The 24,107-nt window shown below is 66.5% G+C and carries 27 protein-coding genes; 13 read left to right on the plus strand and 14 right to left on the minus strand.

Features of this window, described 5'->3' with window-relative positions; all coding sequences use genetic code 11:
- Positions 1-12 precede the first annotated feature (12 nt).
- Positions 13-948, plus strand: coding sequence for a MerR family transcriptional regulator (locus NA2_RS03905; protein WP_008594405.1), 936 nt, complete (start codon positions 13-15; stop codon positions 946-948).
- A 30-nt stretch (positions 949-978) separates the two neighbouring features.
- On the opposite strand, the gene NA2_RS03910 is transcribed toward NA2_RS03905, so the two are convergent.
- The 3 genes from NA2_RS03910 to NA2_RS03920 form a co-directional block, all read right to left on the minus strand.
- On the minus strand, positions 979-2,856 hold the full coding sequence (locus NA2_RS03910; RefSeq protein WP_008594407.1) for an ABCB family ABC transporter ATP-binding protein/permease: 1,878 nt from the start codon (positions 2,854-2,856) through the stop codon (positions 979-981).
- Entirely contained in the window at positions 2,849-3,211 is a 363-nt protein-coding gene (locus NA2_RS03915) for an ArsR/SmtB family transcription factor (RefSeq protein ID WP_040676665.1), read from the minus strand. The genes NA2_RS03910 and NA2_RS03915 overlap by 8 nt, the downstream gene beginning before the upstream one ends.
- A gap of 84 nt (positions 3,212-3,295) precedes the next feature.
- Positions 3,296-4,819: a LysM peptidoglycan-binding domain-containing protein gene (locus NA2_RS03920; protein WP_008594413.1), complete on the minus strand. Its 1,524-nt coding sequence runs from the start codon at positions 4,817-4,819 to the stop codon at positions 3,296-3,298.
- Positions 4,820-4,930: 111 nt separating this feature from the next.
- Here NA2_RS03920 and NA2_RS03925 point away from each other — a divergent pair, with 111 nt between their 5' ends.
- Positions 4,931-5,539, plus strand: a complete 609-nt coding sequence (locus NA2_RS03925; protein WP_157188125.1) for an LOG family protein — start codon at positions 4,931-4,933, stop codon at positions 5,537-5,539.
- Between the two features lie 218 nt (positions 5,540-5,757).
- Here NA2_RS03925 and rarD read toward each other — a convergent pair whose 3' ends face one another.
- From rarD to cysS, 8 genes are all read right to left on the minus strand, one after another.
- Positions 5,758-6,687, minus strand: a complete 930-nt coding sequence (gene rarD, locus NA2_RS03930; RefSeq protein ID WP_040676696.1) for an EamA family transporter RarD — start codon at positions 6,685-6,687, stop codon at positions 5,758-5,760.
- A 138-nt stretch (positions 6,688-6,825) separates the two neighbouring features.
- The gene (cimA, locus tag NA2_RS03935; RefSeq protein ID WP_008594420.1) at positions 6,826-8,457 is read right to left on the minus strand and encodes a citramalate synthase; all 1,632 of its coding nucleotides are present in this window, start codon (positions 8,455-8,457) and stop codon (positions 6,826-6,828) included.
- Positions 8,458-8,459: 2 nt separating this feature from the next.
- Positions 8,460-9,413: a prolyl aminopeptidase gene (gene pip, locus NA2_RS03940; RefSeq protein WP_008594422.1), complete on the minus strand. Its 954-nt coding sequence runs from the start codon at positions 9,411-9,413 to the stop codon at positions 8,460-8,462.
- Positions 9,406-9,897 carry a GFA family protein gene (locus NA2_RS03945; RefSeq protein ID WP_008594425.1) on the minus strand — a complete coding sequence of 164 codons (492 nt, stop codon included), beginning with the start codon at positions 9,895-9,897 and terminating at the stop codon, positions 9,406-9,408. The genes pip and NA2_RS03945 overlap by 8 nt, the downstream gene beginning before the upstream one ends.
- Positions 9,894-10,385: a GFA family protein gene (locus NA2_RS03950; protein ID WP_008594428.1), complete on the minus strand. Its 492-nt coding sequence runs from the start codon at positions 10,383-10,385 to the stop codon at positions 9,894-9,896. Before NA2_RS03950 ends, NA2_RS03945 begins: the two co-directional genes overlap by 4 nt.
- Positions 10,386-10,398: 13 nt before the next feature.
- A complete protein-coding gene (locus NA2_RS03955) occupies positions 10,399-10,782 on the minus strand; it encodes a VOC family protein (RefSeq protein WP_008594430.1) in 384 nt (127 codons plus the stop codon).
- The gene (locus tag NA2_RS21435; protein WP_008594432.1) at positions 10,779-11,168 is read right to left on the minus strand and encodes an endonuclease domain-containing protein; all 390 of its coding nucleotides are present in this window, start codon (positions 11,166-11,168) and stop codon (positions 10,779-10,781) included. Before NA2_RS21435 ends, NA2_RS03955 begins: the two co-directional genes overlap by 4 nt.
- A 169-nt stretch (positions 11,169-11,337) precedes the next feature.
- Positions 11,338-12,813, minus strand: a complete 1,476-nt coding sequence (gene cysS, locus NA2_RS03970; protein WP_040676669.1) for a cysteine--tRNA ligase — start codon at positions 12,811-12,813, stop codon at positions 11,338-11,340.
- A 488-nt stretch (positions 12,814-13,301) separates the two neighbouring features.
- Here cysS and NA2_RS21875 point away from each other — a divergent pair, with 488 nt between their 5' ends.
- Positions 13,302-13,460, plus strand: a complete 159-nt coding sequence (locus tag NA2_RS21875; protein WP_157188126.1) for a transcriptional regulator — start codon at positions 13,302-13,304, stop codon at positions 13,458-13,460.
- A gap of 234 nt (positions 13,461-13,694) precedes the next feature.
- Positions 13,695-14,978: an NAD(P)/FAD-dependent oxidoreductase gene (locus NA2_RS03975; protein ID WP_008594438.1), complete on the plus strand. Its 1,284-nt coding sequence runs from the start codon at positions 13,695-13,697 to the stop codon at positions 14,976-14,978.
- Positions 14,979-15,014: 36 nt separating this feature from the next.
- Here the strand turns inward: NA2_RS03975 and NA2_RS03980 are convergent, their stop codons facing one another.
- Complete coding sequence (locus NA2_RS03980) at positions 15,015-15,770, minus strand: SOS response-associated peptidase (protein ID WP_008594440.1); 756 nt, start codon at positions 15,768-15,770, stop codon at positions 15,015-15,017.
- 130 nt (positions 15,771-15,900) lie between these two features.
- Between NA2_RS03980 and NA2_RS03985 the strand changes: the two genes are divergently transcribed.
- The 8 genes from NA2_RS03985 to NA2_RS04020 all read left to right on the plus strand — a co-directional run bounded on the left by NA2_RS03985 (position 15,901) and on the right by NA2_RS04020 (position 20,480).
- Complete coding sequence (locus NA2_RS03985) at positions 15,901-16,308, plus strand: NUDIX hydrolase (protein WP_040676700.1); 408 nt, start codon at positions 15,901-15,903, stop codon at positions 16,306-16,308.
- 120 nt (positions 16,309-16,428) lie between these two features.
- The gene (locus NA2_RS03990) at positions 16,429-16,800 is read left to right on the plus strand and encodes a TIGR02301 family protein (protein WP_008594444.1); all 372 of its coding nucleotides are present in this window, start codon (positions 16,429-16,431) and stop codon (positions 16,798-16,800) included.
- Positions 16,801-16,842: 42 nt separating this feature from the next.
- Positions 16,843-17,598, plus strand: coding sequence for a hypothetical protein (locus tag NA2_RS03995; RefSeq protein ID WP_008594446.1), 756 nt, complete (start codon positions 16,843-16,845; stop codon positions 17,596-17,598).
- Positions 17,599-17,652: 54 nt separating this feature from the next.
- On the plus strand, positions 17,653-18,084 hold the full coding sequence (locus tag NA2_RS04000) for a hypothetical protein (RefSeq protein WP_008594448.1): 432 nt from the start codon (positions 17,653-17,655) through the stop codon (positions 18,082-18,084).
- An 82-nt stretch (positions 18,085-18,166) separates the two neighbouring features.
- Positions 18,167-19,048, plus strand: a complete 882-nt coding sequence (gene ygfZ, locus NA2_RS04005; protein ID WP_008594450.1) for a CAF17-like 4Fe-4S cluster assembly/insertion protein YgfZ — start codon at positions 18,167-18,169, stop codon at positions 19,046-19,048.
- Positions 19,048-19,716: a YfbR-like 5'-deoxynucleotidase gene (locus NA2_RS04010; RefSeq protein ID WP_008594452.1), complete on the plus strand. Its 669-nt coding sequence runs from the start codon at positions 19,048-19,050 to the stop codon at positions 19,714-19,716. Before ygfZ ends, NA2_RS04010 begins: the two co-directional genes overlap by 1 nt.
- Positions 19,717-19,896: 180 nt before the next feature.
- Positions 19,897-20,187, plus strand: a complete 291-nt coding sequence (locus tag NA2_RS04015; RefSeq protein WP_008594455.1) for a type II toxin-antitoxin system RelE/ParE family toxin — start codon at positions 19,897-19,899, stop codon at positions 20,185-20,187.
- Entirely contained in the window at positions 20,187-20,480 is a 294-nt protein-coding gene (locus NA2_RS04020; RefSeq protein ID WP_008594456.1) for an addiction module antidote protein, read from the plus strand. Before NA2_RS04015 ends, NA2_RS04020 begins: the two co-directional genes overlap by 1 nt.
- A gap of 122 nt (positions 20,481-20,602) precedes the next feature.
- On the opposite strand, the gene NA2_RS04025 is transcribed toward NA2_RS04020, so the two are convergent.
- Together NA2_RS04025 and NA2_RS04030 are read right to left on the minus strand one after the other, a co-directional pair.
- Positions 20,603-22,054: a RimK family alpha-L-glutamate ligase gene (locus NA2_RS04025; RefSeq protein WP_008594459.1), complete on the minus strand. Its 1,452-nt coding sequence runs from the start codon at positions 22,052-22,054 to the stop codon at positions 20,603-20,605.
- Positions 22,055-22,528, minus strand: a complete 474-nt coding sequence (locus NA2_RS04030; protein ID WP_008594461.1) for a GNAT family N-acetyltransferase — start codon at positions 22,526-22,528, stop codon at positions 22,055-22,057.
- Between the two features lie 566 nt (positions 22,529-23,094).
- Between NA2_RS04030 and NA2_RS04035 the strand changes: the two genes are divergently transcribed.
- On the plus strand, positions 23,095-24,021 hold the full coding sequence (locus NA2_RS04035) for a mechanosensitive ion channel family protein (RefSeq protein ID WP_040676672.1): 927 nt from the start codon (positions 23,095-23,097) through the stop codon (positions 24,019-24,021).
- The last annotated feature ends 86 nt before the right edge of the window (positions 24,022-24,107 follow it).

A 24,107-nucleotide genomic window follows, 5' to 3' on the forward strand; every position in this document is an offset into this window, starting at 1 on the left:
CAAGAGATCGTCATGAGCGAAAAGCACTACACCATCGGCGCGTTGTCCCGGCTGAGCGGCGTCTCGGTCCGGCGGATCCGGTTCTACTCGGACAGGGGGCTCCTGCCGCCTGCCCTGCGCACCTCGAGCAATTATCGCGTCTACAGCGAGGCCGACGTGGCCCGCCTCGATCTGATCGGGGCGCTGCGGGCGGCGGGCGTCAGCCTGGCCACCATCGGCCAGATCCTGTCGCAGCGCCTGACCCTGAAGCAGGTACTGCGGATGCGGCTCGAAGCGCTGGAGGCGGAACTCGCCGTCCAGCAGCGTACTGCCTCGGTCCTGCGCGCCACGCTCAGCATGGAAGACCCCACCGAAACCGATCTGCGGAGACTATGGACCATGACGACCCTTTCGAAAGCCCAGATGCGCAGCAGGATCGAGCACCTGCTCGACCGGATGTCGAACAGCGCGGAAATGAACCCCGACTGGCGACGGAAGATGCTGGAGGCGGCGACGCCCGAACTGCCCGAGAATCCTACTCCCGGCCAGATCGATGCCTGGAACGAGATCGCCGGGATGCTGGTCGACGAGGACTATATAGCGGCGATCAGCGACGAGGCGGGCGCGATGTGGAACGACACGTTCGATCCGGACGCCTATGCCAAGGCGACGGACGCGACGCTCGCAAGCATCCGCGCTGCGATCGCCAATGGAGAGGCGCCGGACTCGCCGGCCGGCCGCAGGATCGCCGAAGCGTGGCTGGAGGCTTCCGCCAGGGCGATGCGGCGGAAGCCGGACGAGGCGTTCCTGCAATGGCACCTTGACCAGTACCGCAAGCATCACGCCCGTTCCGCCCGCTACCAGGAACTGCTGGCGATCCTGCGCGGCGATGCGCCGGAAGATCGCGAGCAGGATCCATGGTTCTGGATCAACAGGGCGATGGGTGCGCTGCTCGGGAAGGCGCACTGACCTTCTGACATCGATGTGCCGCGAGCCGCCTCAATAGGCCGGCTCGCGGCGCACGACGACGCCCATCTCGTCTGTCTCGCGCGCCCTGCGCAGGCGTTCCTCCGCCTCGGTCGCCTCGCGCTGGCGGTTCCACATGTCGGCATAGAGACCGCCCGCCGACAGCAACTGCTCGTGCCGGCCGCGCTCGGCGATCTCGCCGCCCTTCAGCACGATGATCTCGTCGGCGCCGATGACGGTGGAAAGCCGGTGGGCGATGACCAGGGTTGTGCGGCCGCGGCTGACCGTGTCGAGCGCCGACTGGATCTCCTGCTCCGTATGCGTGTCGAGCGCCGAGGTCGCCTCGTCGAGCAACAGGATCGGCGGCGCCTTCAGAATGGTGCGAGCGATGGCGACGCGCTGCTTCTCACCGCCCGACAGCTTTAGCCCGCGCTCGCCGACCATGGTCCTGTAGCCGTCGGGAAGCGCCTCGATGAACGTGCCGATCTGCGCCATTTCCGCCGCCTTGCGCACCTCCTCGTCGGTCGCGTCGGGACGACCGTAGCGGATGTTGTAGGCGATCGTCGCGTTGAACAGGACGGTGTCCTGCGGCACCATGCCGATGGCCGCGCGCAGGCTTCTCTGCGTCACGTCGCGCACATCCTGCCCGTCGATGGTGATCGCCCCGCTCTTGATATCATAGAAGCGGAACAGCAGGCGCGAGATGGTCGACTTGCCCGCCCCCGACGGCCCGACGATGGCGACGGTCCGGCCGGCCGGGATCTCGAAGCTGATGCCCTTCAGGATCGGCCGTTCCGGATCGTAGGAGAAGCGCACATCGTCGAAGCGCACCGCGCCGCTGGCGACGGCGAGCGGTTTCGCATCGGGCCGGTCGACGACCTCGGCGGGAACATCGAGCAGGTCGAACATCTGCTCGATGTCGGTCAGGCCCTGGCGGATCTCGCGATAGACGAAGCCGATGAAGTTGAGCGGAATGGAGAGCTGCATCAGCATCGCGTTGATGAAGACGAAATCGCCGACGGTCTGCGTGCCCTGCATCACCTCATAGGCCGACAGGCCCATCGCGGCGGTCATGCCGAGACCGAGAATGACACCCTGCCCGAAGTTCAGCCAGCCGAGCGAGGTCCAGGTGCGGGTCGCCGCGTCCTCGTAGCGCTCCATCGACGCATCGAAGCGGCGCGCTTCCATCGCCTCGTTGTTGAAGTATTTCACGGTCTCGAAATTGAGCAGCGAATCGATCGCCTTGGTGTTGGCGTCGGTGTCGGAATCGTTCATCTCCCGGCGGATGGCGATGCGCCAGTCGCTCGCCTTCACCGTGAACCATGTGTAGAGCCAGACGGTGGCCGCGACGATCACCACGTAGATCCAGCCATAGGAGAAACCGAAGATCGCCGCCGCGAGCGCGAATTCGAGCAGGGTCGGCACCGTGTTCAGGATGGTGAAGCGGACGATGGTGTCGATGCCCTTCGTGCCGCGCTCGATGATGCGCGACAGGCCGCCGGTGCGCCGCTCCAGATGAAAGCGCAGCGACAGATCGTGCATGTGCACGAAGGTGCGGTGCGCGAGCTGGCGCACCGCATGCTGGCCGACACGCGCGAACAGAGCATCGCGCAACTGGTTGAAGCCGACCTGGACGACGCGCACGAGATTGTAGGCGACGACCAGCATGACCGGTCCCGCAAGCAGCACCGGCACGACATCCGGCGGACCACCCTCGCCGGACAGCGCATCGGTCGCCCATTTGAAAAAATAGGGCACGAACACCAGCACGATCTTGGCGAGGACCAGGAAGAAGGCCGCGATCACCACCCGCCGCTTCAGGTCGGCTCTGTCGGTCGGCCACATATAGGGCCAGAGATTGCGCAGGGTCTGCAGCGTGGAGCCGTCGGCGGATACGGTCTTGTCAGCCATGCGACGCGCCCTCCTGCTTGACGAGCTGCAGCGCGTTCGCCGCCGCGCAGGCGCTGGCGAGACTGGCGAGGCTGCCCGACAGCGCGTTCAGCGCCTCGACATCCACCTCGAACCGCGCGCTCTGGCGTTCCGGCTTCCTGTGCAGCAGGCCGGCCTCGACGAGAACCTTCAGATGCTGGGACACGGTGGACTGGGCGAGCCGCAGATGACCCACCACATCCTTGCAGCAGGAGGCGCGGTCAAGGCCCGCCAGATGGCGGAGAATTTCGATGCGCGCGGGGTGCGACAGGGCGGCGAGGCCCGTCGCCATGCTCCTGTGGGAACAGCAATTGTCCGGTGTCGTCTGTCGTTTCATGGAACATCCCCATCATCGTTCATCGCCGATATACGATGAACGATGATGGGGATCAACCGCGCGCGGAAAACTTCTTTCGGCGGGCTATTGCGCGGCGGGAGCCGGTTCTTCGGGAGCGATGGCATCCATGTCGGCTGGCTCGCCTTCCTCCGTCTTCTGGGGAACGGCAAAGACCTGTCCCGGCCAGATCCGGTCGGGATTCTCGATCTGCTCGCGATTGGCCAGATAGATGGTCGTGTAGCGAACGCCCCGTCCATAGACACGGCGCGATATGTGCCACAGCGTGTCGCCGCGCCGGATGATGACCGACCCGTCGACCGGCGCCAGCTTCTCCGCCGCCTCGGCCGGCGCGGCTGCCATCGCGTCCGGCGCACTGCCATCGGCCGCGGGTTGCTGCTGCGGGGTGGCGGCGGGCGCGGCGGGTTCGACCGGCAGGCGGCCGCTCTTTTCGGCCGTGTCGGCGCGCGGCGCCACGGCGGCAATCTGCTCACCCTCGGCGCGCGTGAACGGCACCGCCGCGCGGGCGACGACGGTGCTGCCGTCGCTCGACAGCATGTCGGCGCGCACGATGTAGTCGCCGACCGGGAGATCCCGCACCGCCTCGATCAGGAAGCGGCCGTTCGGCGCCGTCACGGTCTCGCCGAGCAGAATTTCGTTCGCATAGACGCGCACGGTGGCGCCGGGCCGGGCCGCGCCGGCGACGAAGACCTGGCGGCCGTCGATCTCGACGGCCTCGATGTTCGGCACGGCCTCCTGCGTGGCGGCGGGTGCGGGCTGCGCGGGCGCTTCCTGCGGCGCCGGCGCCGAAGGCGCGGGTTGAGGGGCCGCCGCCTGCGGCTCTGGGACCGGCTCCGGCGCGGCGGGCGTCGGCGTCTCTGCCGGGGGCTGCTGGCCGGCGGCGGGCGCATTGGGCGCCGCAGCGGAAACCTCCGAACCGCCCTCCCCGACGGGTTGCGCTTCCGGCACGGTGATCAGGCGGCTCGGGGCGCCCGGCCGATCGACCAGCGCCAGAACCTGACCGGCCTCGTTGTCGGGCACGGTGACGATCGCCGTCTCGAGCGAGGTGGCCGCGACATTGTCCGGCGTCGTCGCCCGGAGGACGATCTGGTAGTCGCCGGGCTTCAGCGGCTCTTCCAGGACGGCGGCGAAATCGCCCCCCGGCCCGCTGGTCGCCGTGCCGAGCACGGTCGCGCCATGGATGATCTCGACCGTCGCGCCGGGCGCGGCGCGCCCCGCGATGACCACCGAGCCGTTCGGCTCCACGCGCACCAGGTCGAAAGACGGCGCGATCACCTCGGCTTCCGAGCCGGTTTGCGCGGCGGGTTCACCAGTGGGCTGGGCCGCCGGTCCGGGCGCGGCTTGCTGTGCGTCGTTCGGTTCCGTCGCGGCTTCCGGTGCGCCGGCGGGGGCCTCGAGCCGGGCGGATTTCTGCCCGGCGGCCTCGCCGGAAGCGGGCGCTGCTGCATCCTCTCCCGGCGTCGTCGCCACCAGCGCGGCAGGCTTGTCATTCAGGTAGGGATCGAAAGCGCCGGCCACATAGGCCGCGCCAACCCCGGCGACCACGGCGCCGGCCGCGAAGAGAAGCCCCTTTAAAGGTGTCAGAACCATAGTTTTCTTAATTCCGTTTTATGACAGGCTGTAACGCGTTTTCAGTACGGCTACAAGAAAAACACCTTGCCCTCTTGACCGGGCGCGTTGCAGCGCCATGCAATGGCAACCATGAAAACCATCGAATCAGTCTGCGTCTATTGTGGCTCAAGCAACGGCCGCGATGAAAATCACTTTGCTGCGGGCCTGACGCTTGGACGCTCGCTTGCCGGCGCGGGCCTGCGTCTGGTCTACGGCGCCGGCACGAAAGGCATCATGGGCGCCGTGGCGCGCGGCGCCATGGATGCCGGCGGCGCCGTTACCGGCATCATTCCGAAATTCCTCATCCGCAAGGAAGCGACCGAGGTCGAGTTGACCCGGCTCGACGAACTGGTCGTCACCGACGACATGCACCAGCGCAAGCATCTGATGTTCGACCGCTCGGATGCCTTCGTGGCGTTGCCGGGCGGCATCGGCACGCTGGAGGAGATCGTCGAGATCATGACATGGGCGCAACTGGCGCGGCACGAAAAGCCGATCGTCTTCGCCAATATCAGCGGATTCTGGAACCCGCTCCTGACCCTGATCCAGCACATGAGGGACGAGGGTTTCGTCCACTCCGCCCAGCGCGTCCAGCCGCTGGTGGTCGATCGGGCGGAGGACATCGTGCCGGCCCTGCTGGCAGCGCCCGCCAGCGACGGCGGAAACGGCGAGGCGCCCGTCGCCATCGAGCGGCTCTGATCGACGGGCAGCAGTCGGCGCTGCAGCTTTGCTTTTCACAGGCCCCGCTTTTCCCCGGTATTGTCACGGCCCTGTCAGGAAACTGCCGCGCGCACGTTACGTAAGCCTGCTTTTCTGGCCGCGGAACAGAGGCCGGAGACGGTCTCCATCCGCCGCATCACCCGACGTGCCGGTCCATCCCCTTTCCTGCGGCACCACGGGCACTCGCCGCCCCCTGATCAGGGGCGGCTGTTTTTTGCCCGCCGCGCGTCGCGGAACATGGACCAGCTATAGACCGCAAGCGCCGACCAGATGAGCGCGAAGGCCACCGCCTTGACCCCGCCGAAGGGTTCCTGGAAGACGAACACGGCGATCAGGAAGATCATCGTCGGCGCGATGTACTGCATGATGCCGACGGTCGAATAGCGCAGCAGCTTGGCCCCAAAGGAAAACAGGATGAGCGGGATCGCCGTTACCGGGCCGCATCCCAGCAGCACGGCGATGTCGGTGGGCTGCGACCACCGGAAATGGCTCTGCCCCGTCCAGCTCAGCCAGAAGATATAGGCAAGCGCGGGAATGCACAGGATCAGCACTTCGAGGAAGAAACCCTGGCTGGGGCCGATCGGCAGGGTCTTGCGCAGGAATCCGTAGCAGGCGAAGGACAGGGCGAGGCTCAACGACACCCATGGCATGCCGCCGGCATCCATGGTCATGATCAGGACAGCAAGTGCCGCCAGCGCCACGGCTGCGATCTGGTACAGGTTGAGCTTCTCGCGCAGGAAGACGGCCGCCATGGCGATGCTGACCAGCGGGTTGATGTAATAGCCGAGCGCCGTCTCCACCGCGCGGTCGACGGAGATCGCCCAGACATAGATGCCCCAGTTGCAGGTGATGATCGCCGCCGTAAGCGCCGCCATCGCCAGGGTGCGCGGCGAGCGCAGCGCGCGTCCGACATCCCCGGTGCGCCCCAGCATGAAAAGGATGACGGCCGCGATCGGCACCGACCAGACGATGCGATGGGCAACCACCTCGACCGCCGGGATGTGCGCCACGAGCTTCATGTAGAGCGGCAGGATGCCCCACATGAGATAGGCCGACAGCGCGAACAGAAAGCCGCGCAGGCCATCGTCCTGGCTCTTCTCCAGCGAATCGGTTGCCGTGTTGGTCATGAAGCGGCCTGAGATCGAGGGAATGGCCAGGCTGGCCGGTGTTTCGCGAACACCCATTGTTCCACGAATCCGCCGGCCTGATCCATCGCATTCCTTTGGTCCAGACCCCCCTCCTGACAGATGGCGCCACAGGCCCCGTCAGACCGCCACGCCGGCAGCCTCGGTCGCCTCGTCCGCGTCCCGGTTCCGGAGGAGCTTGTAGACGATCGAATCCATCAGCGCCTGGAAGGAGGCGTCTATGATGTTGTCCGAGACGCCCACGGTCCACCAGCGGGCACCGGTGGAATCGTGGGATTCGATCAGCACGCGCGTGATCGCCGCCGTGCCGCCGTTGAGGATGCGCACCTTGTAGTCGGCCAGCGCCAGGTCGGAAATCTCCACCTGATACTTGCCGAGATCCTTGCGCAGTGCGATGTCGAGCGCGTTGACGGGTCCGTGCCCTTCCGCCACCGACATCAGCGTCTCGCCATCGACCGTCACGCGCACCACGGCCTCGGAAACCGTCTTCAAGTCGCCATTGGCGTCGAACCGGCGCTCGACCATGCAGCGGAACCCGTCGACGCGGAAGAACTCCGGTACATGACCCAGTGTCCGGCGGGCCAGAAGCTCGAAACTGGCGTCCGCCCCCTCATAGGCATAGCCCTCGGCCTCGCGCTCCTTGACGCGGGCGATCAGCGTGTCGAGGCGCGGGTCGGCCTTGTCGACCGCGATGCCGCGGCGCTTCAGCTCGGCGATGAAGTTCGACCTGCCGCCCTGGTCCGAAACCATGACGCGGCGCGTGTTGCCGACCGTCTCCGGCGGCACATGCTCGTAGGTCTCCGGCTCCTTCAACACGGCGGAGGCGTGAATGCCGGCCTTCGTCGCAAAGGCCGAGCCGCCGACATAGGGCGCCTGCTGGTCGGGTGCCCGGTTGAGCAGTTCGTCGAAGGCATGCGCCAGATGCGCGATGCCGGCCAGCCCGTCATGCGTGATGCCGGTCTCGAAGCGATCGGCATAGGCCGGCTTCAGCATCAGCGTCGGCAGGATGGTGATCAGGTTGGCGTTGCCGCAGCGCTCGCCGATGCCGTTCAGCGTGCCCTGGATCTGGCGCACGCCGGCCTCGACCGCCGCCAGCGAATTGGCCACCGCCTGGCCGGTGTCGTCATGGGCGTGGATGCCCAGATGGTCGCCGGGTATGCCAGCGGCGATGACCGCCGCCACGATGGCGCGAATCTCGGCCGGCTGCGTGCCGCCATTGGTGTCGCACAGCACCACCCAGCGGCTGCCCGCCTCGAACGCCGTCCGCGCGCAGGCAAGCGCATAGCCGGGATTGGCCTTGTAGCCGTCGAAGAAATGCTCGCAATCGACCATCGCCTCCTTGCCGGCAGCAACGCAGGCCGTCACCGAGGCGTCGATGGCCTCGAGGTTCTCCTCGTTGGTGCAGCCGAGCGCGACGCGGACGTGATAGTCCCAGCTCTTGGCGACGAAGCAGACCGCGTCGCTCTCAGCCTGCAAGAGCAGCGCCAGCCCGGGATCGTTGGATGCCGAGACGCCGGCGCGCTTGGTCATGCCGAAGGCGACGAAGCCGGCATTCCGCGTGCGCTTCTCAGCGAAGAACGCCGTGTCGGTCGGGTTGGCGCCCGGATACCCGCCTTCGACATAGTCGAAGCCGAAATCGTCGAGCAGCTTCGCCACGGCGATCTTGTCGTCGACGGAAAAATCCACGCCGGGCGTCTGCTGGCCGTCGCGCAGCGTCGTGTCGAAGAGATAAAGGCGTTCCTTCCCGGACATGCTCAGCGCCCCGCAAACTGATCGGTGGCGCGGATCAGGCGATCCATAATGCCCGGCTCGGAATAGGCGTGACCCGACCCTTCGACGATGTGAAACTCCGCTTCCGGCCACGCCTTGTGCAACTGCCAGGCAAAATGCAGCGGGCACGGCATGTCGTAGCGGCCGTGAATGATGACGCCCGGGATGCCCGCAAGCTTCCCGGCGTCGCGCAGAAGCTGGCCCTCCTCGAGCCATCCGCCATGCACGAAATAGTGGTTCTCGATGCGGGCAAAGGCGATGGCGAAGTCCTCCTCGCCGAAACGGTCGCTGTTCTCCGGCTCGGGAAGCAGCGTGATCGTCTCGCCTTCCCACAGGCTCCACGCCCTCGCCGCCTCGAGACGGACGGCACGATCGTCCGATGTCAGGCGCTTGCGGTACGCCGCCATCAGGTCGCCGCGCTCCGCCTCCGGGATGGGGGCGACGAAGCGTTCCCACTTGTCCGGAAACATCTGCGAGACGCCGAACTGGTAGTACCATTCGAGTTCGGCGCGCGTCAGCATGTAGACCCCGCGCAGGATCAGTTCAGAGACCCGTCCCGGATGCGTCTCGGCATAGGCCAGCGCGAGCGTGGATCCCCACGAGCCGCCGAAAACCTGCCATGTCTCCGCCCCCATCAGGCCGCGCAGCCGCTCCATGTCCGCGACGAGATGCCAGGTGGTGTTGGCTTCCAGCTCCGCATGCGGCGTCGAGCGCCCGCACCCGCGCTGATCGAACAGCATCACGTCGTAAGCGTCCGGATCGAACAGGCGGCGGTGCTGGGGCGAGATGCCGCCGCCCGGCCCGCCATGCAGGAAGACGGCCGGTTTGGCGCCGCGCGTGCCGCACCGCTCCCAATAGATCCGGTGGCCGTCCCCGACGTCGAGCAGGCCGCTGTCGAACGGTTCGATCTCCGGGTAAAGCGTGCGGTGTTCAGTCATTCTGCGGTCCTTCGTGCCGGTGGCAGGGCGCCGGCCATGCCTCTGTGTCGTGATCGGGATGCTGGTAGGAGGCGACCGAGGCGTGAAAGCTGTTCATCGCCTCGCTTTCATAGGCGGGTTTGTCGAAAAGCCTGTCGATCCAGGGGAGCCGCACGGCGTGATTGACCTGCACCTGCGGTTCGAGCGCCTGCGGCTCGTCGAACGCGCCGATGGCCAGTTCGATGCCGCCGGGATGGCGATAGGTCAGCGGCGTGCCGCAATCGCGGCAGAAGCCGCGCGCCACCGTTTCGGACGACCGGAAATAGCTCGGCGCGCCACGGGTCCAGCGCAGACCGTCGTCATGGGCGGTGACGAAGGCGCCAAAGAAGCTGCCGAACTGCTTCTGGCACATGCGGCAATGGCAGATCGACGGGCGGCCGAGGCGCGTGGCGCGAAAGCGCACCGCGCCGCACTGGCAGCCGCCGGAAAAGGAAGGTCCCGTCATCCCCTGTCCTCCGGCGGCCAATGATCGGTGTCGTGGTCGGGGTGCTGGTAGGAGACCAGGTCGCGCAGGAAATCGACCGCCTCGGGGTCTTCCTCGGTCGTGTAGCCCGGCAGGGTGGGGATCGTGTCCATGTAGGGCAGCTTTCCCTCAAGGCCCCATTGCACGATCGGCGCGATCTCCTCGGGATGGTCGAAGGCCGCGATGGCGACAGCCATGCCGTCGGGCGCCTCATAGGTCAGCGGCGTGCCGCAATGCGGACAGAAGCCGCGCCACACATGGCTCGACGACCGGAAGCGCTTCGGTTCCTCGCGCGTCCAGGAAAGCGTGGCGCTGCGCACGGAGACCAGCGGCAGCATGAAGTTGCCGGACGCCTTCTGGCACATGCGGCAATGGCAGACCGATCCCTTGCCCAACGCGCCCTCGATATGAAAGCGAACCGCGCCGCACTGGCATCCGCCGGAATAGACGGGCTTGTTGTCGAGGCTCATTTCCGCACCTTCCTCATTCCGGACGATGGCAGACGGCTTCGATGTTGTTGCCGTCGGGGTCGAACACGAAGGCGCCGTAATAGTCGGCGTGATAATGCGGCCGCGGCCCCGGCGCGCCGTTGTCGCGGCCGCCCGCCGCCAGCGCCGCCGCGTGAAACGCGTCCACCTCGGCGCGCGTGTTGGCGGTGAAGGCGACGTGGCCGGTTGCCCGCTGCGCCCCGCCTTCGCTCAGCCAGTAGACTGGCCGGTCGCGCCCGTAGCCGCCGACCTTGCGCCCACCCGTGAACTCGGCCGGCACCATCATCAGCAACGATGCGCCGAGCGGCGCCATCGCCTTGTCGTAGAACGTCCTGGCGCGTTCGAAATCCGCGACTTCTATGCCGATATGATCGATCATCGCTTCACCTCGCTCCCTACCCGATCTTCCTCAAATTCCTGCACGACCGCCAGGATGTGCTGGCACACGTCGTCCAGGCTGCGCTCCACGTCGTCGTTCCAGAAGCGCAGGACGGTCCATCCGAGAGCCGCCAGCGCCGCATCGCGGCTCTGGTCGTGGGCCGAGCCTCCGTGTTGCGAACCATCAACCTCGACGACGATCTTCCGCGTCGGGCACGCAAAATCGACGATATAGCCGGCAACAGGCATCTGCCGGCGAAAGGAAAGCCCCATCAGGCGATGCGCCCGCAGGGCATTCCAGAGCCGCGCCTCGGCTTCGGTCATCGTCTTGCGCATGCGGCGTGCATTGGCGCGGTTGAGCGCCGAAACGTCGTGGTGTGGCGTCATGCGATACCCCCCTCTGCCCTGCCGGGCATCTCCCCCTCAAGGGGGGAGATTGGCTGGTGGCAGCGTAGCGCCTCCTCGCTGACGATTAACACCGACGGCTCCACCGCCCGATCTCCCCCCTTGAGGGGGAGATGCCCGGCAGGGCAGAGGGGGGTCACCGCCGTTGTCATCACCGCTTCACCTCCCATTTCGTCCGCCGCTCGCCGCTTTCGGGATCCTTGTAGTCCATCAGTTGGACGCCATGTTCCGTCAGCGCGTCGCGCAGGCGGTCGGCTTCGGCGAAGTTCTTCTCGCGCAGATGAACCAGCCGCTCCTCGACCAGAGCATCGACCACGCCCGCATCGATGGACGCGTCGGAAGCCTTCGCCGCCAGCCATTCACTTTCCGTCGAGCCAAGCAGCCCGAGCAGTGCCGCGCTCGCCTTCAGGCCGGCCTTCGCGCCGGCGCTGCCCTTCGCCGCCTCGGCGCGAAGCTCATGCATGGCAGCAATGGCACCGGTCGTGCCGAGATCGTCGCACAAGGCGGCCAGCACGTCGGCGCAATCGACGCCCGCCGGCTCCACGTCGCCGACCGCCCGGTACCAGCCGTCGAGCACGGCTTCCGCCTCCTCCAGCTTGCGCACGGAGAAGTCGATCGGCTCGCGGTAGTGCGTCATCAGCATGGCGAGGCGCAGCACCTCGCCCGGCCAGGCGCGGCCGCCGAACTTCTCGGTCGCCAGCAGCTCGTGGATGGTGATGAAATTGCCTTCCGACTTCGACATCTTGCGCCCCTCCACCTGGAGGAAGCCGTTGTGCATCCAGGTACGCGCCATGACGTCGGTGCCGTGCGCGCAGCAGGACTGGGCGATCTCGTTCTCGTGATGGGGAAAGATCAGGTCGAGGCCGCCGCCATGGATGTCGAACACCTCGCCCAGATAGGCGGCCGACATGGCCGAGCACTCGATGTGCCAGCCGGGCCGGCCGCGGATCGGCACATCTTTGCCGCTGATCGCGAACCGCGCGTCCCAGCCGGGCTCGTCGGCGGAGGATTCCTTCCACAGGACGAAGTCGCCCGGGTTCTTCTTGTGCGCCTCGACGGCGACGCGGGCGCCCGCCTGCTGATCTTCGAGCTTGCGCTTGGACAGGCCGCCATAGGCCGGCATGGACGCCGTGTCGAACAGGATTTCTCCTTTCGCCTCATAGGCATGGCCGCGATCGATGAGAGATTGAATCAGGCTCGCCATGTCGGTCAGCCCGTCCTCGCGCGGCAGCACGAAGTCGGTGGCGCGCGGCTCGACGGTTGGCGTCAGGCAGCCGAGCGCCGCCACGTCCTGATGGTACTGGTCGGCGGTCTTCTGCGTGACGGCGCGGATCGCCTCATTCAGCGGCAGGCCCGGATAGTCGCGCCTCGCCCGCGCGTTGATCTTGTCGTCCACGTCGGTGATGTTGCGCACATAGGTGACATGGTCGGCGCCATGGAGGTGGCGCAGGAGCCTGAACAGCACGTCGAAGACGATGGCCGGGCGCGCATTGCCGATATGGGCGAAGTCGTAGACCGTGGGGCCGCAGACATACATGCGCACATTGTCCGGATCGATGGGAACGAGGTCTTCCTTGGCGCGGGTCAGCGTGTTGTAGACCCTGAGCCCCCTGAAACCATCCGTCAAACCATCAGTCATCGTCGCTTCCCGTTTTCGACCCGTTCAGACTTCTTCCAACGCGCTCCGGCCAAAAGCAATGGCGATCACGGCCATGCCCGGCAGGAACACAGGGCGGCCGGCCTCCTGGCCAGGGCGTTTTTCTCGTGTGTGAAGGGCGAAAACGTCCGGACCAGCGTGAGGCGCTAGCCGATAATGCAAATGCCGGTAATGGCGCAGAGCGTTTTCATGGCTGTTCTTATCGCCGCAGGAGGAAAACCCGTCAAGACAAAATGCTGATCTTCGAAAGGCTGGGGATCAGGCGGATCGCGCCGGCCCGGACCCAAAAGGAGTATTGTCTCCCGGCCCCGATTGTGAAGGAAATGTTAAGGCTGATGCGGCAATTTTAACGACGTGCTTTCCGATGGGGCTTTCGGTCAAGATTTTGTCGGATTCGATCCCCATCTGCGCGGAAGGGACGACAACGCGGAATCAAGGATCAAGGTATGCCCCGCGAAATGAGCAAGCCAGCAGAGCAATCGACCGGTCAGGAAAAGCTCCTGCTCAGCCAGTATCACGCGGTTGGGCCGGCAGCGATCGCCGCCGCCTTGCAGTGCAAGAGTGAAAAGCCGGCGCCCGTGCCCCGGCCAAGCCCCCTGACGACGCAGACCGACTGAGGTTCTCGTCCGGTCCGCGACCGGGCGCGTTGCAGGGATGACGGGTTTTCCGGCGCAGGCCGGAAGGCGGCATGCGGGAACGGGTGCCGTAGCGCGGCCGGGCGATTGCCGCCGCGACCGCTTCCGGGAATGCCGCAAATGCATCAAATGATGCACAATTTTCACTTGGCCCGCCGGCGGTGCGCATGAGATGTGTCGATCCTTGATCGAGGCATCCAGAGGTTCAGCCGCGCCATGAAGAACGACCCCCTGTCCCATGGTCTCTGGGAGACGACGGCGCCGCCGGCGCCCGCCACCCGGCCGCTCGAAGGCGCCGTACGCAGCGACGTGGCGATCGTCGGCGGGGGCTATACGGGCCTGTCGGCGGCACTGCATCTGGCGGAAGCCGGCGTTTCCGTTGCCGTGCTCGAAGCGGAGGATGTCGGCTTCGGTGGCTCGGGCCGCAATGTCGGCCTGGTCAATGCCGGCATGTGGGTCATGCCGGACGACCTGCCGGCGATCCTCGGCGCCGAGCATGGCGAGCGCCTGCTGACGCTGCTCGGCGATGCGCCGCGTGTCGTGTTCGACCTGGCGGAGCGGCACGAGATAGACTGCGAGGCGGTGCGCAACGGCACGCTGCACTGCGCGGTCGGCCAGTCCGGCGTCCGCCAGCTCGAGCAGCGCGCCCGGCAATGGGCGGCGCGCGGCGCGCCGGTTCGGCTGCTCGATGCCGGCGAAGCCGCGACGCGCATCGGCAGCGACGCCTACGCCGCCGCCCTCCTCGACGAGCGCGCCGGCACGATCCAGCCGCTGGCCTATGCGCGCGGCCTCGCGTCCGCCGCCATCCGTGCCGGCGCGGCGGTCCATACGGGATCGCGCGTCACCCGCGCGGAAGCCGACGGGACCGGCTGGCGGCTTCACACTGAGCGGGGAACGCTGTCGGCGGACACCGTCATCGTCGCCACGAACGCCTATACCCGTACGCCCTGGGCTCCGGTGCGCGAGGAACTCGTCCATCTTCCCTATTTCAACTTCGCGACGCCACCGCTCGCGCCGGACCTGCGGGCGCGGATCCTGCCCGGGCTGGAAGGCGCCTGGGACACGAAGCAGATTCTCACCTCGTTCCGCTGGGACCGCGCCGGGCGGCTCGTTTTCGGCAGCGTCGGCGCGCTGAGCGGCACGGGCCTCGCCATCCACCGCGCCTGGGCGGAGCGCGCCATGGCGCGGGTCTTTCCGCAACTCAGTGGAACCGGCTTCGAGGCGGGCTGGTACGGACAGATCGGCATGACCAACGACCATCTGCCGCGCTTCCACCGGCTGGCGCGGAATGTCGTCGGCTTTTCCGGCTACAATGGACGCGGCATCGGGCCGGGCACCGTGTTCGGCAAGACGCTCGCCGCATTCGTCACCGGCACGCTTGCCGAAGCCGACCTTCCGCTCCCCGTTACCGAGACCGTCCCGCAATCCTTCAGAAGCGCGCGCGAGGGGCTTTACCGCTTCGGCGCGGAAGCCGCCCATCTCTCCCGCATCCTGGTGTGATGCCCATCCGGGAGCAATGACGTCGCCCTTCGGCGGTCAGAACAGCGAGAGCTGGTCGCCGCTCGCATCCTTCGGCTTTTCTTCCGGTGCGGCTGCCCGCCCCTCGGCGCGTTCCTGCAGCTCCGGCCCGATATTGGCCACCTTGTTGACCCGGTCGGAGACCGGAATGGCCTCGAAGAAGCCGGGATCGGCCGGGCGCAGCAGATCGGCCACGTCGCGCGGCTCCCGGTTGAGGCAGTCCAGCCAGCGGGCGAAATCCTGCTGATCGATCACCACCGGCATGCGGTGATGGATGCCGCGCAGATCCTCGTTCGCCTCGGTGGTCAGGATGGCGCCGGTGTCCATTTCCGTGCCGCCCGGCTCCGACCAGCTTTCCATCAGGCCGGCGAAGGCGATCACGCCGCCATGCCTCGGGCGCACCCAGTAGGGTTCGGCCCGTTTGGTGCCGACACGCCGCCACTCATAGAAGCCCGAAGCGGGCACCAACGCGCGGCGATGGCGCATGGCGGCGCGGAAGGAGGCCTTTTCCGCAGCCGTTTCCGAGCGCGCGTTGAACAGCAGCGACAGGTCGGCCGGGTTCTTCGCCCAGGACGGGATCAGGCCCCAGCGCACCAGCATGGTCCGCCGCGTCGGCAGGTTCGATCCCTGGGCCGCCGCCGGGCCGGCGAGCGCCATCAGGATGGGCTGCGTCGGCGCGATGTTGTAGCGGGGCGGGAACGGATCGACCTCCATCACCGCCAGAAGGGATTTGACGGCATCGGACGTCGCGTTGAGGGCAAAGCGTCCGCACATGGCTCAGCCTTTCCCCTGCCCGCCGTCGTCGGTCACGCTCCTGCACCCGGTCATTGCTTCATCCATGGCCGTTCGTCCATTATCGTGCCGACTGTTGGCGATGGGCGGTGGCGATGCAAGGCTTGTGTTCATGAAACCAGAGGAAATCCGCGCGGTGTCCGCCGTCGTCGTCCGCGACGGGCGGTTCCTGCTGGTGCGCCGCGGGCGGGCGCCTGCGAAAGGCCTGTACGCCTTCCCCGGCGGGCGGATCGAGGCGGGAGAGACGGCCCGGCAGGCGGTCGTGCGCGAGCTCTTCGAGGAGACCGGGCTTGCCGGAGAGGTGACGCGCCTGCATCGCCGGCTCCGCCTCGCCAACGAACCGCAAGGCCCCGTCTTCCTGCTCGACGTCTATCGCGCAACCGTTGCGGACGGCACGGCCGTGGCGGGCGACGACGCCAGCGAGGCCGGCTGGTTCACGCTTCCGGAGATGCGCGATCTGCCGGTCACCGACAGCACGCTGGCGATTGCCGAGGAACTCGACGCCCGCGCCGATGCGTGACGTCCCCCTCCCTCAAATGCGCAACGCTCTCACTATTGCCACTTTCTTCACGCCGATGCGGTATGCCTCGCCGCGGCGGGGGCATTTGACATGACGGATGGCGTCGGGAAAATACAGGGCATGAACAGGGGTTGCGCAATCGTCGTCTGCCTCGCGGCGCTGCTCATGGCGGCCGTTCCGGCGCATGCCGTGGAAGCCACCTATGAGAAGCCGCTCCTGCGGCTGGCGGAAGTGCTCGGCGCGGTGCATTATCTGCGCAATGTCTGCGGCGAGGAATCAGACAGCTGGCGGGCCAGAATGCAGGCGCTTCTGGAGACCGAGGCGCCGTCGCCGGCGCGCCGCGAGAAGCTGGTGGCCAGCTTCAACCACGGCTACCGCGCCTTTGCCGGCACCTACCAGAGCTGCACGGCGCAGGCGCGGGCAGCGGTCGAACTCTACATGAAGGAAGGCGCCCTTCTGTCGAAGGACATCGCCCAGCGATACGGGAACTGAGGCGCGAGGATGCGGCACAGAGTGCGGACCACACATCAGGACATGCGGCGGGGTTGCCGCCTTTTCGCCCCGGCGGGCCTTGCCGGGCTCATTCTTCTGACCCTGGCCAGCGTTCCGGCCAATGCGCTGAGCGAGCTTGAGCAAGCGCCGCCGCTGCCGAAAAGCGCGTCGCCCGACAGCGTCGAGCGCGTTCCGCTGCCGCCGCCGGTCGAGACGCCTTCGGCCGTCGAAGGCGAACCTGCAAAGGAGACCGACGGCGAGGAAGCACTCCCGTCCGAGGATGCTCCCGCGCGCGACGCCCTGCGGCCCGACACCGGCGCCGGCAAGCCCGCGCCGGAAATCCACTACGATCTCGACAAGCTGCCCGAGCCGGTGCGGCGGATGCACGGGCTGATCGTCGAGGCCTGCAAGAGTGGCGATCTGGAAGCGCTCAGGCCACTGATCGGGATGGGCGAAAGCATGACCCAGCTTTCGCTGGGCGGCCTCGACGGCGATCCGCTGGAATTCCTGCGCGAACTGTCCGGCGACGGCGAAGGCCAGGAGATTCTCGCCATCTTGCTCGAGGTGCTGCAGGCCGGCTATGTCCATCTCGACGCGGGAACGCCCGCCGAGAGCTATGTCTGGCCGTATTTCTTCGCCCTGCCGCTGGAGACGCTCGACAAGCGCCAGCGCGTCGAGCTGTTCAAACTGGTGACGGCGGGCGATTACGAGGACATGAAGAATTTCGGCGCCTACATCTTCTACCGGGTCGGCATCACGCCGGAGGGGCGCTGGGCATTCTTCGTCGCCGGGGACTGACGCGCCCTTGCAACGGCTGGGCGCATCCCCATATGTTTTCCGGGAGGACATCCAATGACCGGCATCGCACGCTCGGAGACCGCAGCTTTCACCCCCGTGCGGGAGCGGCGGCGCAGCGGCCGCGCCCGGGTCATCCGCCGGGTCGTCCTGTTCCAGGTCAAGCTCATGGCCGACGGGTTCCGCGACGTGGTGATGAGCCCGCTGTCGATCGCCGCCGGCGTGATCGGCGTGCTGTTTCACCGGCATGACGGCGATGTCTATTTCGACCGGCTGATGCGCTTCGGCCGCGATACCGATCACTGGATCAACCTGTTCGACCACCGCAGCGACGGCGACAGCCGCAACGACCCTTCCCTCGACACGATCGCCGACGAGATCGAGAACGCCATCCGCCGCGACTACGCGCGCGGCGGCGTCAGTGCGCGGAGCGCCGAGGCCCTCTCGGAGGTGGCACGCAATCTCCGCCGTCGCTCGCGGCGCTCCTGACAATCCGTGCCTTGCGGCGCCGGGCAAAGCGTCCTAGCTAGAGGGTCTCCAGCACCTCCCACGGACGCTTCGCGGGTTCACCATGCCGACTTGCCTTCTTCATCACCGCGCCCTCATCGCTGTCAGCGGCCCCGAGGCCGAGCATTTCCTGCAGACCATCATCACCACCGATCTCGACCAACTCAAAGCCGGCGAGGCCCGTGCCGGGGCGCTGCTTGCGCCGCAGGGCAAGATCCTGTTCGATTTCATCGTCTCGCGCGCCGGGCCGGATGCGTTCAGCCTGGAATGCCGCGCCGATATCGCCGCCGATCTCCAGCGCCGCCTGACGCTCTACAAGCTGCGCGCGAAGCTCGAGATTTCCGTGAAGGAACAAGGCCCTGTCACCGTTTCATGGGGCGATGATTCCGTTTCCTCAAGCGATGATTCAGCGCTTCTCGACCGCCGTTTTCCCGAAGGCACCCATGTGCTGCGCCGCCATGGCGAAGGCCCGGCTGCCGGTGCGGACATCGCTGCCTGGGATGCGCTCAGGATTGCCCACGCGGTCGCCGAAAGCGGCGCCGACTTCCAGCTCGGAGACGCCTTCCCGCACGACGTGCTCTACGACCAGAATGGCGGCGTCGGTCTGAAGAAGGGCTGCTATGTGGGTCAGGAGGTGGTCTCGCGCATGCAGCATCGCGGCACGGCGCGGCGGCGTGTCCTCACCGTCGCGGGCGAAGCCGCCCTCCCCGCTGCCGGCACCGACCTGACGGCCGGAGGCCGCGCGCTCGGCACGCTCGGCACGGTCCACGGCGCCGCCGGCCTGGCCATCGCCCGGATCGACCGGGTGAAGGACGCCATCGACGCCGGCACGCCCATCCTCGCCGGAGACGTGCCGGTCACGCTCGCCATTCCCGCCTGGGCGCGTTTCACCTTTCCCGACAAGGGCCCCGAGACTGGCCCCGAGATAGGCGGAGACGCCGCCTGATGCCCGGCAAGGGCAAGTCCCCGACCGGCGGTGCAAAGACCGGCCCGGCGACGACGCAACGCGCCTGGCAGCGCATGCTGTCCGGTCGCCGTCTCGACCTGCTCGATCCCTCGCCACTCGACATCGAGATCGGCGACATCGCCCATGGCTTGGCGCGCGTCGCCCGCTGGAACGGCCAGACCGAGGGCGATCACGCCTATTCCGTGGCGCAGCATTCGCTGCTCGTGGAGCAGGTTTTCGGCATGGTCGTCGCCGATGCCACGCCCGACATGCTGCTCGCCACCCTGCTGCACGACGCGCCGGAATATGTCATCGGCGACATGATCTCGCCGTTCAAGGCGACGCTCGGTGACGACTACAAATCCGTCGAGAAGCGCTTGCAGCGCGCCATCCATCTGCGTTTCGCGCTTCGGCCGGACCTCAAGGAAACGCTGAAGAAGGCCATCAAGCGCGCCGACCGCGTGGCTGCCTTCTACGAGGCGACGAGGCTCGCCCGTTTCGACGAGGCTGAGGCGGCGCGGTTCTTCGGCCGCCCGCGCGGCGTCCCGCCCGAAACGCTGGATCTGGCTCCCCTGCCCGCCAAGCGCGCCCAGAAGGCATTCATCGTGCGCTTCGAAGCGATCGAAGCGATGCGCGTGGACGGTCCAGGGTCACGATCAAACATCTGAAATGGATTGATCGGCCACGTCCGTATCGCGCGAGCCGACGCGCGTCGCTCTCGAACCGTCCGCGGGTTCCTCCGCGATTGTCGAGAAGCAATGACAATCTCGAGGCCCGGCGATCAACATCGTGAACCATAGTTCACAATTCAATTGACCTCAGCCCGATCTGTGAACTATAATTCACAGATGATCGAAGTGCGCAAAACCGCCGAGTTCGCCTCTTGGTTCAAGTCTCTCAGGGACATTCGCGCCAGAGCTCGCATCGAGATCAGGATTGCGCGGATCGAGATCGGGAACTTTGGCGACACCAAGTTCTTCGATGGCATCGGCGAGATTCGTATCAGCTACGGGCCGGGCTACCGCGTCTATTTCACCAGACGGGGCGACACGGTTGTTCTTCTCCTCTGCGGCGGCGACAAATCTTCCCAGAGGAAGGATGTAAGGAAGGCCATCGCTATGGCCAGGGAGTTGGATTGATGGCGATTGAGACAACCAGATGGGATGTAACCGAGTACCTGGACGATGAAGAGGCCATCTTCGCATATGTCGAGGCAGCTTTCGAGGATGGCGACCCTGCCCTTATCAAGCATGCTCTGGGCAACGTGGCTCGCGCTCGCGGAATGACTGCGATTGCGAAGGAGGCCGGCGTGACCCGCGAGGCTCTTTACAAAGCGCTCAGCGAGAAAGGCGACCCAAAGCTCTCAACCCTGCTCGGCGTCGCCAAAGCGCTCGGTGTCAGACTGACCGTCTCCCCCGTCGGGCCGGGCTGAAACAGTGCGGGGGTCCGGCAAGCGCCATTGCTGGTTGCTGCATCGCTTCGTCTCATGCGGAACAGCAAGGAGCAGACCGGTTCAACGTTTCCGTTGAATGCCGAACCGGTCTGGCATGTGACCTAGCGTTCCAGACGGTCGATGAACCACTGGGTCAGACGGGTCCAGACCGCATCCTTCTCGCCCGCATCCTCGCAGCCATGGTCGAGATTGGGATTGTCGTTGACCTCGATCACGTAGATGCCCTCCGGCGTTTCCTTGATGTCCACGCCATAGAGCCCGTCGCCGATGCAGCGCGCCGCGCGCACGGCGATGTCGATCACCGCCGGCGGCGTCTCGGCCAGCGTGAAGGAGCGGAAGCCGCCTTCGTCGGGCCGTCCGCCGCGCTCGTGGTTGACGATCTGCCAGTGCTTCTTGGCCATCAGGTAGTGCACCGCGAACAGCGGCTCGCCGCCCAGAACGCCGATGCGCCAGTCGAACTCCGTCGGCAAGAATTTCTGCGCGATGAGGAGGTCCGAATCCTCCATCCACTTGCTCGCCAGCGTCTTCAGCTCGGCCAGGTTCGACGCCTTCTTGACGCCGCGCGAGAACGAGCTGTCGGGAATTTTCAGCACCAGCGGGAAGCCGAGCTGGTCGGCGGCCCGCTCCAGGTCGCCCGGCCCGGCGATCATCACCGCCGGCGGCACCGGCACGCCGTGGCCCGTCAGAAGCTCGTTCAGGTAGACCTTGTTGGTGCAGCGGATCATCGACAGGGGGTCGTCGATGACCGGCATCCCCTCCTGCTGGGCGCGGCGGGCGAAGCGATAGGTGTGGTTCGAGATGGCCGTCGTCTCGCGAATGAACAGGGCGTCGAAATTGGCCAGCCGCGGCAGGTCCTTCCGGGTGATCGGCTCGACCTCCACCCCCATCCGCGCCGCCACCCGCGACCAGTGCTTGAGCGACGAGATGCTGGACGGCGGCAGCTCCTCCTTCGGATCGACCAGCGTGGCGAAGGTGTAGCGCGAGGGCGCGCGCCCCTTGCCGTCGCGCCACTGGCGGCTTGTGTAGGTCTCCAGGGAGGCGATGAAACGCTCCTTCTCGGCATCGGTCATGCGAGCCGGAGGGCGGAAGCCGATCCGGGTGATCGTCGCCCAGTCGCCGTCCTTGATCACCACTTCCAGCGCCGGCGCCCGGAACCAGTCGAACAGCAGCCGGGCGAAACGCTCCCAGGCCTTGCTCGGTCCGATGCCGAAGAACACGCTGACGGTTGCCGGGAACGTTCCGCCCAGCTCCTCGCGGCAGCGATTGAGCGCCTGTTCCAGCTCCGGCAGCGCGTTCTCGTAGAGCTTGCGCGCCGACAGGTCGATCATCGTCTCGACCGAGGGAATCACCCGGTGGCCGCGCGAGCTCGCCAGCAGCGACGCGTAGTAGCCGCGGCTCTGGTAGGCGTAGCTCGATGAAAGATTGATGATCTTGGGGCGTTGCCCACGAAACAGCGCCGGATGGGCGAGGTAGTCGCGGTTGGTGATGATCTTGTGGGGGGTGGCGAACTCGTCGAGATCGCCCTTCTTGCCAGTCAGGATGACCCAGGTCATTTAGGGCCGTTCTCCGTCTTCGGTGCCGCGCAGTTGCTTTTCGTAGCGCAAGGCCGACATCCCGTCATGATAATAGTTGTCGCGCCGCGCGAAGCGGCGATAGCCGTTTCTTTCGTATAAGGCGATGGCCCCCCGATTGTCCTCGCGCACCTCCAGGCGCATGGCGCGGCGGCGGCGGTTTCCGGCCTCCGCCTCGACGGCATGCAGGAGGGCGCCGGCCACGCCGCGGCCGGTCCTGACCGGCGACACGGCGATGGAATAGAGCCGCGCGACCCGGTGCAGGCGGTTCAGGAGAGCGATCGCATAGCCGGCGATGTCCGCCCCGTCGATGGCCACAAGCGCGATCGCGGAGGGCCGGCCGATCAGGGCCCTCATGGAGCGGCGCGACAGCCTGTCGCCGGCGAAGGCGGCGTTCTCGATGGCCAGCAGCGCTTCGATATCCCCGGGCTCGGCGGGGCGGATCTCAAAAGGCATGGAACAGCAACGATCTCCGCATGGTCAGGTTCCGGCGGCATGCGGCATGCCTGGATCGCCGTGCGTCCTTTCGGGCGCACAATGGACGATCCGGATCAATGATGAAGCATCGGAACAACCGAGAACCGGCGTCCACTTTTCGGTCCGATGCTCTAATGGCGCATCGGAACAACCGAAAACCGGCGTCCACTTTTCGGTCCGATGCTCTAATGGCGCATCGGAACAACCGAAAACCGGCGTCCACTTTTCGGTCCGATGCTCTAACAATGGACGATCCGGATCAATGATGAAGCATCGGAACAACCGAGAACCGGCGTCCACTTTTCGGTCCGATGCTCTAATGGCGCATCGGAACAACCGAAAACCGGCGTCCACTTTTCGGTCCGATGCTCCAGCCGCTGATTTGCGACCAACCTCCAGGCTTGCTAGACACGGGGTCTTCGCAAGGCCGATGCAGGCCGGACGCCGCAACGATCCCGGACGGGAAACGTTGCGGATTTCGACAGGGGCGGTGTTTCGGTTCAGAGACATCGACGATCACAAACACTGCACGGAGATTTTCTTATATGGAAATGCAATCAGAGCGGCTCATGACCATGGCGCAGGCGGCAATGGCCGAGGTCAGCCAGTTCGCGGTATCCTACGCTTTCTCGATTCTCGGCGCCATCATCCTGATCATCGCGGGCTTCATCGTTGCCGGCGCGGCGGAGCGCGGGATCTACAAGGCGCTGATGCGCCTGCCCGCTTTCGACGACACGCTGAGCGCCTTCCTCTCGAAGGTCGCCCGCTACGCCATCCTGATTCTCGTCGGCGTCACGGTGCTCGCCCAGTTCGGCGTGCAGACGGCGAGCATCATCGCCGCGCTCGGCGCGGTCGGCCTCGCCGTCGGCCTGGCGCTGCAGGGCACGCTGCAGAACATCGCCGCCGGCATCATGCTGCTGGTGCTGAAGCCCTTCCGCACCGGCGAGTATGTGGAGGCAAACGACATCACCGGCACCATCCGGTCGATCGGCCTGTTCGCCACCGAGATGAAGACGGTGGACGGACTGTACGTTCTCGCGCCGAACAGCGCGCTGTGGAACACCGCCGTCACCAATTATTCGCGCAACGCCCAGCGCCGCAACGATCTGGTGATCGGCATCGGCTACAACGACGACATCGAGCGGGCGGAGAAGGTGATGCTGGACCTCGCCGCGAAGGACGGGCGCGTGCTCAGGGATCCGGAGCCGGCAACCTTCGTTTCCGAGCTCGGCGACAGCGCCGTCGGGGTCACCCTGCGTTACTGGACCGCCACCCCGGACTGGCTGTCGACGCGGCACGCCCTGACCAAGGCCACCAAGCAGGCATTCGACGCGAACGGCATCTCGATCCCCTTCCCGCAGCGCGATGTTCACTACCTGCCGGTCGCGACCGGCGCGGAAGTGGCGAAAGGCAAGGACAAGCCGGCGTCCTCCGCCCGGTCCAAGCCTACCCGGCAGGCCGCAGGGAAATAGCGGGGACCGCGACGCGGCCGCCGATCCGAATGGAGACGCTTCGTTCGGCCGAGCGCGCCGCGCCCGGTTTCCTCTTGTATGAACAA

Origin of the sequence: Nitratireductor pacificus pht-3B (assembly GCF_000300335.1) — a bacterium.
In the GTDB taxonomy this organism is placed as follows: domain Bacteria; phylum Pseudomonadota; class Alphaproteobacteria; order Rhizobiales; family Rhizobiaceae; genus Nitratireductor; species Nitratireductor pacificus.